Genomic DNA, 12,139 nt, shown 5'->3' with positions numbered 1-12,139 from the left:
ACAGAATATTTAACTTATCTTAGCGGTTTTTTTTAGGCGGCATTTATAGAGTTGAGTAAACAGAGGTAGGTGGGTGCAGCTAGAGGGTTTGAGGGTTTTAAGAATAAACTAATAAAACTCAATACGGCTCAGCACGTGCTCTTGGATAAAATATGCGCAGAGATACGCACTTGGCCATGCAAAAACAAAGGCCAACCCCCAAGAGTGTAGCAGCTCGCCAAAAAAGCCATCGACCAAGCCGACTTTTACCAGTAATAGGGCAGTTGAGATAATAAGCGACATCAGTAATGCCATTAGTCCAGTAAATACTAGGCGATAAAGCTTACGACTCATACGTATTCTTAGTTTCGGTAGTGCCATAACGCATTTTTGTCCTAAAGGTTTTATAGAGAGCTATCATATAACCTATATATAACTAGGTAAATTGGTTATTATCAAACACCAAGTTCTTTAAATGTTAACGATATCGATAGCATAAATAAACCAGACCAATCAATAAGAATAGACTATGAAAAGTAACGATAAGGCTAGACCACAACGTACATTAGGCATCATCGGGGGCATGAGTTGGGAGAGTACCGAGAGCTATTATCGACTGATCAATGAAGGGGTCAAGGCTGAGTTAGGTGGCCTGCATTCAGCGGATTTACTCATTCATAGCTTAGACTTTGCGCCGATTGGTGAGCTGCAAGCAAAAGGCGAGTGGGCACAGATGGGCGCGATATTAGCGAGTAGCGGCAAACGTCTGCAAGCGGCTGGCGCGCAAGGCTTGCTTATTGCGACTAATACCATGCACAAAGTCGCCGATAGCGTACAAGAGGCCACAGGCTTACCGATTATTCATATCGCCGATACAACCGCTAGTGCGATTCAAGCGCAGGACCTGACTAAGATAGGTTTGCTCGGTACGCAGTTTACCATGACGCAGGGTTTTTATAAGCAGCGCCTGACAGATAGAGGTTTGCAAGTGGTGATACCTGAAGAAGACGCAAGGGTAGAGGTGCACCGAATTATCTATGAGGAGCTGTGCCAAGGGCAGTTATTGGATAGCTCAAGAGAATATTATCAAAGGGTCATTGAGCAGTTAGCTGATGCAGGTTGCGAGGGGGTGATACTAGGCTGTACTGAGATTGGCATGCTAATTAAGCAAGCCGACAGCCCCATCCCTGTGTTTGATACCACAGCGATTCATGCGCGAGCTGCGGTAAGGTTTTTAGTGGACAAGGCAGTCGGCTAAATACTGCAAAGATAGCATAAAGCCTGCTGCGACCGTTTAGCCTCTATCGTAAGTTGGTTAATAGCTACCATGAACCTTTTTGTGCCCTCTGATAATACGGCGCAGCGGTAACCGTCTCCATGGTGTCGTTGGCGAGGCAAACAGCAGCATGGTTTTGGCGATAGACCCTTTGGTAAGGTCACGCGATTTACTGGAGGGCGTACTCGTGCCGCTCAAGGTGCATCCTTCTATGCCACTTTGATTGGGCCTTGATGAGTGTCAGTTGGGTTTAATTGAGAATAGATAGTGAGCTTAAGGCTGTAGTTATAACCACTACTGCTATAAAACGCTCCTATTATAAATGACAACGCTTAAGCTATCTGGGCTAGAAAGGTAAACAAAAGCTAACGATAGTCTTGTATATGAACATAGAAGATAAGGCTTTGACTAGAAAGTTATAAATTAAAAAATCTAGGCACAAGTTTAGCGCTAAAATCAAAGTCAGATTTTATTTCCACCTTAATTCTAAACAAGGATGCCTCCATGCTATTTAAACGCTTAGGCCTTGCCGCACTATTTAGTCTCTCTATCGTAGGCTGTACCACAGCGCCCAATACGCTTGCCGTTAACACCACCCAAAAAATTATCCAATATGAGCGCAATAAGTCTAATCTGGATGTCAAATCGTTTACGCTAACTTCTGGCGACAAGTTAGTTTATGCCGAAAATAACAATCTCACCGCCGAGCCACTACTTCTCATTCACGGTTTTGGTGGTAATAAGGACAACTTCACCCGTATCGCTGACGAGTTAGAGGACTATCATCTGATCATTCCTGATCTGCTGGGTTTTGGTGAGTCGAGCAAACCTATGAGCGCAGACTATCGCTCACAGGCACAGGCCACGCGCTTACATGAGCTGCTGCAAGCTAAGGGATTGGCAAGCAATATTCACATCGGCGGTAATTCGATGGGCGGCGCGATCAGTGTCGCTTATGCCGCAAAGTACCCAAAAGACGTCAAGAGTCTGTGGCTTGTCGATAGCGCAGGGTTTTGGTCAGCAGGCGTGCCAAAATCGCTTGAGGGCGCAACCCTTGAGAACAACCCATTGCTGATCAATAGCAAAGAAGACTTCTATAAGATGTACGATTTTGTCATGTATAAGCCGCCTTATTTGCCCAAGTCAGTCAAAGCGGTATTCGCGCAAGAGCGTATCAATAATAAGGAGTTGGACGCCAAAATCCTTGAGCAAATCGTCACTGATAGTGTCGAGGAGCGCGCTCAAATCATCGCGAACTATCATATTCCAACGCTCGTGGTTTGGGGTGATAAAGATCAAGTCATCAAACCTGAAACGGTCAATGTGATCAAAGACATCATCCCGCAAGTGCAAGTCATCATGATGGAAGATATCGGTCACGTACCGATGATAGAGGCAGTAGAGCAAACGGCTGATGACTATAAAGGGTTTCGTGCAACGCTGAAGGGTCAGTAATTCACACGTCTTTTGTTAATCGTGTCAGTAAGGCGTCTGTACTTTCGTTTTTGACTAACGTGACGCCTTGCCCTGCCCATAACGACAGATGCTCGGCGTCCAAACGCTTGGCCGCATCCGCTCGCATAAACTTGGTCATGGCGTTTAATTGTGGATAAGGCGGTAGCGCATCTGTACACTCAAACTGAGCAAAATCACGCAAATAGTTGTTTAATAATCCACGTGCAAGCTTGCCTGAGAACAATCTGGTTAAGCGCGTCTCAGTACTGCGTAACCCTTGACTGGCATCAATGAGCGCTTGTTTATACGTATCATTAATACCGCATTGATCTGTGGTCAAAAACGCCGTTCCCATTTGCGCAAGTTCGGCTCCTGCCGCTTGTACTGCCTTGATATCCTGCCCCGTCATAATGCCACCTGCGGCAATCAACGGAATATCTGTGCACGCGCGCGTTTGGCTAATCAGCGTCAATAATCCTAGAGGATCGGTTTCACTTTGTGGCAACCAACCACCGCGATGACCGCCAGCTTCTGCTCCTTGTACACAAACTGCGTCTGCCCCAATCTCGCTCCATGCTTTGGCTTCTAATGGATGGTTTGCCGTACCGATGACGCGCGTACCGACACGTTGCAGACGCTGAACTTGCTCGGCGCTGATAATACCGAAGGTAAAACTGGCGACAGGCACAGGGTTGTCATAGAGGACTTGCAACTGTTCAGCAAAGCTCTGTGCTGGACGCGTGGGTAGCGTAAATTCTATATTCTGCTCTTGGTAATAATTACTCAGCCAATTCGGCATGGCGGTGTCAAAGCTGCTCGACTCCTGCTCAGATAGCACCATCAGATTGACCATAAAAGGACGGTCGGTCAGGGTCTTAATCGTATCGATTTGGCTATTCAAAACGTCTGGCGCGGTCATGCCAGCGCCTAATGAACCCAGTCCACCAAAGTTACTGACACTTGCAATCAGGTCAGGGGTGGTGGCACCGCCTGCCATTGGCGCTTGGATAATCGGATAGGTGAGGTTAAGCGTATCAAGTAAGCTCATGAAGGGCTCCTTTTTATTAGGATATTTGCATGGCTTACTTTAGCAAAGGTAGGCGGTGCGCGTGTTGGATAGTGTTTATTTAGTTGCTGAATAGGGTGGTGGGTTTTGACTATGAAGTTGTAGTTAAAATATTTGACTACGGTTTTGTAGCTAAGTATCTTCAAGTGATAAATCCATCACAAATACGTCAATTCCTTCTTTATATTTCTCTTTAATACAGGCGGTTAAGGTTCTTTGAAGTTCTAGAGCATTTCTTGGTTTGTACTCACCATTTTTCTTAGGTTTTTTAGTCGAACTTTCACCAAAGTAAAATATTAAATATATACCTTGTCCTTGAGACTGATATTCTTTGAGATACAAGTCGCCTAATTGGTCATTCATAGCTGTCCATAAATCATCGTGCCATTGTCCTTTAACTTCTATAGGTAACTGCATCTCACTACTATTACAAACCAAATCAGCACGTTTGTCATCTGGCATATCTTTTTCAGTATCTAACCTGAACTGATAAGGTTCAATATAGGGTTTTAATAAATCAGCTAATCTATCCCTACAATAGTTCTCGCCATGAGGCTTTTTCGGATTTTTACTTTTGCCATCTTCGTAAAACATCTTATAGCTATCGAGTTCACTGGACTTAACCTTCTTTTGAGTCTCATCAAGCAGTTCTAAAATTAAGGATTTTAAATCTTTGCAATTCTCAGGTGCTCTATTTTGAAAAATATTTAGTAAGTCAGTAAGCATTGGTGCTTGATAATTAGCGTCTCTAATATTGTTGGCTTGTTCTGCGAGCAAGTTAGTGATGAACACTGTATAACTTGGATGAACGCAGTTTTTAAGCTTTCTAAGCTCTGTTTGAGCCTCAAAGGTAGTAATATTACTAACCTCTGTTAAGCAAAAAGTAATAAAATTACTTGCGTCGTGTGGATGGCGATTGCCTGAGAAGACACCAGTGGGCATATCAGTCTTAGGAAATGGATAACTAAAACGATAAGCAATCCAAGACATTAGTCTTATGCTCATTTTAGGGTTTTTAGTTAATCTTGTTTCGTGATATGTCTCTTTTAGCTGCCAAAATACTGACTTTGGATAACAGTAGCATCTTAAGTAGTTTAAAAAGCTATTCTCGTTAATAATGCTTAATAATGATAACCACCTATCGGATTCTTCGATATCTTCATCATCATTATTAACTATATTTTTTGCATTAGCATTAATTAAGCCACTTATTCTTGCTAACTCATCGTTATTAATAAGCGTATCAATAAACTTATCTTTAGTCTGGTTGTGCATCTTAGGGTAGGTATTCAATAAATGGACAATGGTGTTGATTGAAAGCTCATCTACATCTTCACCGTAAACCCAATGTATACCTTGTACTAATGCACCATTGATTTGAAACTGTGGAACAAAAAAATCATCAATAACTGTCTTTTTTAACCCTCTTGATACTATTTCATCCCTGATAGCTTCGCAAACATTAGGACGCTTATCCTCATGAAATCTAAAACCCAAACGGTCGTCATAGTCTAAAGCAACGGCGCAAGCTAAAATAATGTCATCAGACAAATCATTGAGAGACTCATTTCTTAATAATCGACAATAAATACCAGCTATCAAAACAGGCTCAATTGGGTATGTATTCTGCATGAGTTCAGGGATGGTAGGCACTGAGTCGTGCAGACTAGCTTCAAACCCTTTGATAGCGGATTCGGTTAAGCTGTTTTTGAATATGTACTTAAGTTTATCGATATCTTCTAGATCATCGGGAATATCAGTATATTTATATAATAAGGTTCTAGCAGGGAAGTTACAAAATTTGACATCGCCTGCTTCTAGTGCTGCTTGATGGAGGTGTAAATCGTTTCTAAACTTTTGAAAACGTAGTCTTTCATCTAGCTTCCTACGCAAACTACGGCGCTTATCTTTTATTTCCCAGTCAAAAATAATAGGATTTTTCTTACTATTTAAATATTCTAAAAGCTGATTATTTTGAGCATAAGGCAATGCGAGTAGATAAAGCTCGTCAGAGATAGCGTCTCTACCACAGTATAAATCTATAAGGTGTTTCCATTTATCAATAGTATGTTCTGTCACATCCTGCGATTGAACATATAATAATAACTTTTCTATATCTTCATTAGATGGAATAAGCGGAGATAAACTAGTTTGATTAAATAAATAAAAATTAAAATGCTCACTTGATTGCTCTAAATAATACTTCTGAATCTGTAGTTTTTCTCTTGGGTTTTTTTGAAAGTAATCCATAAAGAATTCAGAAAACCCTCTACCTATCGAAGAAGTATAGAACCTATTAAATATTGAGATACTTTGATAAAAAATGAGTGAATCTAAGGTCTGTTGACTCTCAGAAACATATCTTTGTATAAGGGTTATTATTAGGTCATTAATGTCTTGGACTGATTCATGATTATAGTCATATTTGCCAATATTTAGTGCGAGAATATTTTTTCTAATATTCTTTAAAAGTGTAGGAATTCTAACTATTGGATATTGTGAAAAGTAATAATAACTGCCATTCTGAGGTGCAAAATTATCTTCTCGCTTTGAATCAGAAAGCTTGAAACTATATGATTTCATAATCAATGAAATAACTTGCTCATCTGTTATGAGACCAAAACCATACCTCTTAGCATACTCGAAAACTAATCTCAAAGATGAATGAGTACCTCGTTCTATCAAGTGAGTGAAGTTAGCAGAGGTATTAATCAAACTGTTATCATGGAGTAACATCAAAGAATTAAATCGAGCAGAATAATACCAATCGTCATCGTAAGTTATTGAGAACAATTCGTTGGCTAACTCTTCAATAAAATCAGCATCTTGTAGTGCTTCAAGTACAGTTGTTAAGAAATGAAAGTTACCTTCTTTATTACTTAGTATGTCTTTATATTTTTTAAGCAGTGAATGGCTAACCAGCCCTTCGGCTTTCGTTTTTTTCCAATAGCTGTTTTTACGAAACCAAGGGTTTTCTATAGTTAGCTTTTCTAAAGCACCGAATAATAAAATGCTGTCGGTATCTGAAAAATAGTTAGTATCGCCATATTCTATCAGCCCGTAAGGGTCAGTTTTGATTACAATTTCAGATAAATTAGGGTTAAAGGTTGGCAACCAAGCAAAAATACCTCTAAACGAAGCAATCACACCATTATCTACCACTAAGTGAGAAAGAATATGACGTTTAACGATAGGGCTAGACATTGCTTTTGCTAGCCACTTAGCACCCAGATATTCTGCAATGCTTCTATGCCATGGCTTAAATAAGTCATCTTCTACTGACTGAAACAACCTTGACTGTATGGTTGCTTTTAATGTTTCACTATTTGTAAGGTCAGTTAAAGAGTAGATGTTTATTGAATGATCAGGTGTAGTGGAGGTCATGCCTTTATAAATAAATTGTTTCCCTGCTAATAGATAAGTAGCAAAGAATAAACCTGCACACTCAATAACTTGTTCTTGATACATTCGTCCAAGTGCATTCTGTGCTTTTGGGTTTATCTCTTGCCATAGTTTTTCAGTTGCTAAATTAAATAATTTAGCTTTCGTTTTAGGTATAGGATGAACTGAAAAGTCAATTTCTGCTAGTAATGCGAGATTTCTTGGGTTTTCATAAAAAGAGGATAGGCTGTTTTTGTCTAATTGACTGATAAGCTGAGAGATTTGTTGTGTAGATAAACCTCGAGATAATAAGAACTGTTGAGCATCTTCTCTAGATAGATTTGTTAAGTTGGTAGTCAATATACCTTTGTAGTCATTCTGAATTTCGTTATTGTTACTACTATTCCATTCAATACTCCGACAAGTTAATACAAATTTTGGATAGCCTAGCTTGGCAAGTTTGTTCAAAACACTATCAATACCACTGTTATCACTAGTAGAAGGTATCTCATCAAAAGCATCAATTAACAAAATTTCATCAGACTGAATGTTGAGCCTTTCGATTGATTTTTGAACTAACGCTGAAGCACTTAAAAGTCTTGTTCTTATAGTACCTGACTCAGCTAGTTTTTCCATTAATAGAGTTTTACCCATACCTGCATCAGCAAGAATGACAACAGGTTTAGATTGGGCTATATCTAATAGTTGTGAGTCCTCTACAGTTATAGTTTCGAATGTCCCTTCATCATTCTTAGTCTCGTACTCGAGCTTTCTATCAATGTAGCTTTGCATTTTTTATTGTCTATAGGTATTAGATTATCCTTAATCTATCATCAATATTTGTGCATTAGCAACTTAAGTCTAATTCTACTTTTTCGGTTATTCACTTAAATTAATGTTTGAAATAACCCAAAACCGAGTCTTCAAAACAAAAAAAGAGCCAATCATCCAAGCCATCAAAAAGATGATTGAGAAAATTGACTCATTCTTATAATTTTGCTTTTTAACTTTTGTGATTAATTCAACTGCAACGATCCTTAGTGAAGGCTAGGGTAATTTTGCTTGGGTTTGATTCACTATTATCAAATAACGTACCAACAAAATCCGTCGTGTTAGCCATATTATTCTCCTTATCAGACTATATTTAGTTGAGTCGAATGTCATACTCAATCATATCCTAATATTTATTATATTTATTTATATAATGAGTTGTTATGAAATAGTAGCTATAAGGTTACGTGGCTGTGATGTGCTTTGAATCAACGCTCAGTAAGAGTCGTTTTAAGCCAAGTAGTTTCAAGTTAAGCGGTTTGGTTGTCATTCTGTTGGCGGCCATGGACGATCGGCATCACTGATGATCCACTCTGCCACGTAGCCTGTCGGCGGTAGCTGCCAGTCTGATTGCCCCATCACCTCTAGGATGCGCGCGGTTTTTATTACTTTGCCGCCTTCGGTGACGCCAGTACGCAGTAGGGCGGAGGAGCAAGGTTTGCCCTTGACCCACATTGACTGCTCGATATAGATCCAGCGCTCATCAAACCCCACCACTCTGGTCTTGAGCGTGACTTTATCAAAGGCGCGAATACGCTTGCGGTATTGGATGGTACTGCCAGCGACCACCAAGCCCCAACGCTGCTTGAGCAGCTGACGACCCAGCCCGCTTCGTACTGCAAAGTCCGTACGACCCAAGTCATACAGAGTGAGGACGCGGCCATTATTCATCTCAAGGAAGTTGTCGATATCTGACAGACGACAGCGAAAATGGATTTCGCTGGTATCTTTAAACGTTAAGGTATGGCCTCTTTTTGCTTGTAGCGCAGCATGCGCGATGGTGCTGGCATAACGAATAAATGGATACATAGGACAGTCTCAAAGGGTCAGTAGTCTCAAAAGACAGGGAGTCAGGTAAAAGGTAACGCTGGCGGGATACGATAAAACGCCGCCCGCTCGATTATCACGCCGCAGAGGGCACGCCAATGTGTTTAAAGTACGCACAGACGGTTTCGGGTAACCAATTGATATCAAATCGGGACTGTGTATACAGAGGCGTCGATTTGTCTTTGCTCGTGCGATAACGAATAAAGCCCACGTGCCCGCCGTGCTCGGTGTCCAAGATAGTGACAGTGTCTGATACGTCATTTTCTGTAGCGGTAAAGCCCAAGAAAGGATCGTCTTTGGCGCTGATGAGCAATAGTGGGCGGGTGACATTGATAAGGTGAGGCAGAGCAGAGGCACTATAGTAATAGTGATTGTTTGAGCGGTAGCCGTGGCGCGGTGCGGTGAAGATATCATCAAAATCGCTGATACGATTGACCGCTTTGATCGACGCCATCTCCTCTGGGCTGATGTCGTTGGCGAGGGCTTTTTTGATAATGGGGTTGAGTAGATATGGCGTATAAATGCGATGGCTCAAAAAACTGTGCATACTAAGCGCCGCTGACGACATATCGACTGGTGCTGAGATCACAGCAGCGCCTTTACATAGCGCTTGATCGCCATATTCGCCTAGGTATTTTGCCAAGGCATTACCGCCAAGTGAGACGCCGACGGCATAGATATTGGCATACTGCTCGCGCAGCGTTTGTAGCATATGATGCACCTCGTCTGTATCACCAGCGTTATAAAACACGCGGCCTTTTGCTGGAATGCCGCCGCAGCTACGAAAATGGGCGACGACGAAATGCCAGCCCTGCGCGTGTACCTGATACGCCAGCGCACGCGCATAGTGACTGTCACTACTGCCCTCCATGCCATGAAACAGGACAATCAATGGAGTCTGATGAGGCGTCTGATCCGCTGACTCTATGAGCGGATGCGCATCATAGAAGTCATAAGCGATGTCTGTCTCGCCTAGAGAGTCTGGTTTGATGACGCGGCGATAAGTAGGGGGCTTGGGCGCAAAAAACTTCGGCAAAATGCTTTGTAAGTGTGGATTGCTTAGCCAAAATGGCGGCTTAAACGGGGTATAAGTAAAGGTTGTCATAGCGAGCTTCTATAGTTGTAAAGTGAGCAAGAAATATAAATAAGGAGTAGAAATAGAAGTATGATTTAAATAGCCAGTTTCACGTGAAACAAAAAAGTTTTATAAGACTAAGTCTATGAATCGTTAATTTAACGAATTTGTCATCATACTAAGCTCGCAGCAAGCTTCCAACAGCTTTCGGTGAACGGCTCAGTGAACAGATGATTACTGTATTGTTTAATTAAGCTCAGCTTGCTTCTTCAGAACATACTAATCTGTGGGTTCTATCACTCTACCTGCCATCGCTAGTTCAGTTTTTAAGGTTTCAATATCGGCCTCTGCGATAGTTACAGTCAAAGTAACTTGCTTACTATAAGCGACATCATCAATATGACCGCCCAAGCTCTCGACCACATAGCGACACTGAGCTTCAGTCGCGAAGTCCGCTAGTATTTGCACTTGCGTCATCGGCACGTAAGGTTGCAATATCATCTGATCGACTGCTGCTTGTGCAGAGCCTGCATAGGCACGAGTGAGACCGCCTGCGCCAAGCTTAATACCGCCAAAGTAGCGCACCACGATAATGATAATATTGCCGATAGATTTATGCTGCAGCACGCCTAGTATAGGTCGCCCTGCGGTACCACTCGGCTCGCCATCATCATCGAAACCTGCGCTCGTAGTATTATCAGGGTCGCCAATGATATAGGCCCAGCACCAATGCCGGGCATCAGGGTACTTTTCTCGTAGTTGTTCCACATGAAACATCGCTTGCTCACGTGAATTTACAGGATAGGCATAAGCAATAAACTCGGATTTTTTAATCTCAAGCCGTGCGGTCACGGGGGTTTTTAAGGTTTGATAGCTCATATTGCATCGATGGTACACTTAGGGTTAGATGGGATATGTTAAACTGACACCACTATAACAAAACCCTATATGACTAAAGGTAGTAAAAAGTATGCGTCTCGATAAATTTATCAGTAAAGCCACTGAGCTGTCACGCAAAGAGTCCAAAAAAATCCTCCACGCCTCTGAGATCACCGTCAATGATGAGGTGGTCAAAGACCCTGGCGTACATGTCGACATTATCAATGATGAAGTGCTGTGGGCAGGCGAGCCGCTCTCGGTGGCGACGGGTAATCGTTATATCTTGCTGCATAAGCCTGAAGGCTTTGAGTGTACGCTAAAAGCCAAAGAGCATCCGATTGTCACCGAGCTGATCGCTGTGCCTGAGCTTGCCAGCTTGCGTATTGCAGGCCGCCTCGATGTCGATACCACAGGCGCACTCCTACTGAGTGATGATGGCAGCTGGCTACACCGCGTGACCAGCCCCAAGCATGAGCACGCCAAGGTCTACGAGCTGACACTGGCTGATCCTATGAATGAGGAGGAGCAAGCCCACGCAATCAAAAAGGTGGGCGAAGGTATCTTGCTCGACGGCGATTACGAGCCGACCAAACCTGCTACGCTAGCGTTCATTGATGAAACTCATGCGCGTCTGACGCTTGAGCAAGGCAAATATCATCAGGTCAAACGTATGATGGGGTATTTTGGCAATAAAGTCGTTGAGCTGCACCGTGCCAGTATCGGCCACATCACGCTTGATGGATTAGAAAAAGGCGACAGCCGCTTTTTGAGCGCAGACGAAGTGGCCAAATTCTAACATTGAGTTTGAGTGCCGACTGGTCAAAGCGATAACACGTCACTAAAGACACCTCATCAGCAGCCACGTTATGTGTGCTGCTTTTTTTATGAAAAAATCATCTATGGCAGCTTGTGGGTTGCCTATCTCTTAAAGCTGGGTATCAATTTTGCAAAATTGCGCCCTGAGCGCTTTGCAAATACCCTGCTTGTGCTAAAGTCTTGTTATTCTTTTTACTTTGTTTTTTTACATAATATCGTTGTCTTTATTGATAGCCATTTTTGATAAAACTGTTTTGATAGCGCCTGTGGCAGCACACATATAGTCAGTTGAAAATAAAACTGTTATATAAATTTAAACGCGCTACTGGTATAA

General features: G+C 42.1%; 10 protein-coding genes. 3 read left to right on the top strand and 7 right to left on the bottom strand.

What is annotated here, in order from left to right; genetic code table 11:
• Window positions 1-108: 108 nt before the first annotated feature.
• On the bottom strand, window positions 109-333 hold the full coding sequence (locus tag NK638_RS01730; RefSeq protein ID WP_274631684.1) for a DUF2798 domain-containing protein: 225 nt from the start codon (window positions 331-333) through the stop codon (window positions 109-111).
• 175 nt (window positions 334-508) lie between these two features.
• Here NK638_RS01730 and NK638_RS01725 point away from each other — a divergent pair, with 175 nt between their 5' ends.
• On the top strand, window positions 509-1,237 hold the full coding sequence (locus NK638_RS01725; protein ID WP_274631683.1) for an aspartate/glutamate racemase family protein: 729 nt from the start codon (window positions 509-511) through the stop codon (window positions 1,235-1,237).
• 57 nt (window positions 1,238-1,294) lie between these two features.
• On the opposite strand, the gene NK638_RS01720 is transcribed toward NK638_RS01725, so the two are convergent.
• Window positions 1,295-1,453, bottom strand: a complete 159-nt coding sequence (locus tag NK638_RS01720) for a hypothetical protein (protein ID WP_274631682.1) — start codon at window positions 1,451-1,453, stop codon at window positions 1,295-1,297.
• Between the two features lie 306 nt (window positions 1,454-1,759).
• Here NK638_RS01720 and NK638_RS01715 point away from each other — a divergent pair, with 306 nt between their 5' ends.
• The gene (locus tag NK638_RS01715) at window positions 1,760-2,710 is read left to right on the top strand and encodes an alpha/beta hydrolase (protein WP_274631681.1); all 951 of its coding nucleotides are present in this window, start codon (window positions 1,760-1,762) and stop codon (window positions 2,708-2,710) included.
• 1 nt (window position 2,711) lies between these two features.
• Here NK638_RS01715 and NK638_RS01710 read toward each other — a convergent pair whose 3' ends face one another.
• From NK638_RS01710 to NK638_RS01690, 5 genes are all read right to left on the bottom strand, one after another.
• On the bottom strand, window positions 2,712-3,758 hold the full coding sequence (locus NK638_RS01710) for an NAD(P)H-dependent flavin oxidoreductase (RefSeq protein ID WP_274631680.1): 1,047 nt from the start codon (window positions 3,756-3,758) through the stop codon (window positions 2,712-2,714).
• A gap of 150 nt (window positions 3,759-3,908) precedes the next feature.
• Window positions 3,909-7,949 carry an NACHT domain-containing protein gene (locus NK638_RS01705; RefSeq protein ID WP_274631679.1) on the bottom strand — a complete coding sequence of 1,347 codons (4,041 nt, stop codon included), beginning with the start codon at window positions 7,947-7,949 and terminating at the stop codon, window positions 3,909-3,911.
• A 525-nt stretch (window positions 7,950-8,474) separates the two neighbouring features.
• Window positions 8,475-9,017 carry an acyl-CoA thioesterase gene (locus NK638_RS01700; protein ID WP_192994485.1) on the bottom strand — a complete coding sequence of 181 codons (543 nt, stop codon included), beginning with the start codon at window positions 9,015-9,017 and terminating at the stop codon, window positions 8,475-8,477.
• A 94-nt stretch (window positions 9,018-9,111) separates the two neighbouring features.
• Window positions 9,112-10,140: a YheT family hydrolase gene (locus NK638_RS01695; protein ID WP_274631678.1), complete on the bottom strand. Its 1,029-nt coding sequence runs from the start codon at window positions 10,138-10,140 to the stop codon at window positions 9,112-9,114.
• 249 nt (window positions 10,141-10,389) lie between these two features.
• The gene (locus tag NK638_RS01690; protein ID WP_274631677.1) at window positions 10,390-10,989 is read right to left on the bottom strand and encodes a YigZ family protein; all 600 of its coding nucleotides are present in this window, start codon (window positions 10,987-10,989) and stop codon (window positions 10,390-10,392) included.
• A gap of 91 nt (window positions 10,990-11,080) precedes the next feature.
• On the opposite strand from NK638_RS01690, the gene NK638_RS01685 reads away from it, so the two are divergent.
• Window positions 11,081-11,785, top strand: a complete 705-nt coding sequence (locus NK638_RS01685) for a pseudouridine synthase (RefSeq protein ID WP_274631676.1) — start codon at window positions 11,081-11,083, stop codon at window positions 11,783-11,785.
• Window positions 11,786-12,139 lie beyond the last annotated feature (354 nt).

Origin of the sequence: Psychrobacter sp. A3, from assembly GCF_028823565.1 — a bacterium.
Classification (GTDB): domain Bacteria; phylum Pseudomonadota; class Gammaproteobacteria; order Pseudomonadales; family Moraxellaceae; genus Psychrobacter; species Psychrobacter celer.
Note: the sequence above shows the minus strand (reverse complement) of the source record. Positions and strands in the feature narration are given on the sequence as shown.

Excerpts from the sequence above, each read along its gene's own strand:
- NK638_RS01710 (WP_274631680.1), bottom strand. The coding sequence starts at position 3,758 with ATGAGCTTACTTGATACGCTTAACCTCACCTATCCGATTATCCAAGCG.
- NK638_RS01705 (WP_274631679.1), bottom strand. The coding sequence starts at position 7,949 with ATGCAAAGCTACATTGATAGAAAGCTCGAGTACGAGACTAAGAATGAT.
- NK638_RS01730 (WP_274631684.1), bottom strand. The coding sequence starts at position 333 with ATGAGTCGTAAGCTTTATCGCCTAGTATTTACTGGACTAATGGCATTA.
- NK638_RS01685 (WP_274631676.1), top strand. The coding sequence starts at position 11,081 with ATGCGTCTCGATAAATTTATCAGTAAAGCCACTGAGCTGTCACGCAAA.
- NK638_RS01690 (WP_274631677.1), bottom strand. The coding sequence starts at position 10,989 with ATGAGCTATCAAACCTTAAAAACCCCCGTGACCGCACGGCTTGAGATT.
- NK638_RS01700 (WP_192994485.1), bottom strand. The coding sequence starts at position 9,017 with ATGTATCCATTTATTCGTTATGCCAGCACCATCGCGCATGCTGCGCTA.
- NK638_RS01715 (WP_274631681.1), top strand. The coding sequence starts at position 1,760 with ATGCTATTTAAACGCTTAGGCCTTGCCGCACTATTTAGTCTCTCTATC.
- NK638_RS01725 (WP_274631683.1), top strand. The coding sequence starts at position 509 with ATGAAAAGTAACGATAAGGCTAGACCACAACGTACATTAGGCATCATC.
- NK638_RS01695 (WP_274631678.1), bottom strand. The coding sequence starts at position 10,140 with ATGACAACCTTTACTTATACCCCGTTTAAGCCGCCATTTTGGCTAAGC.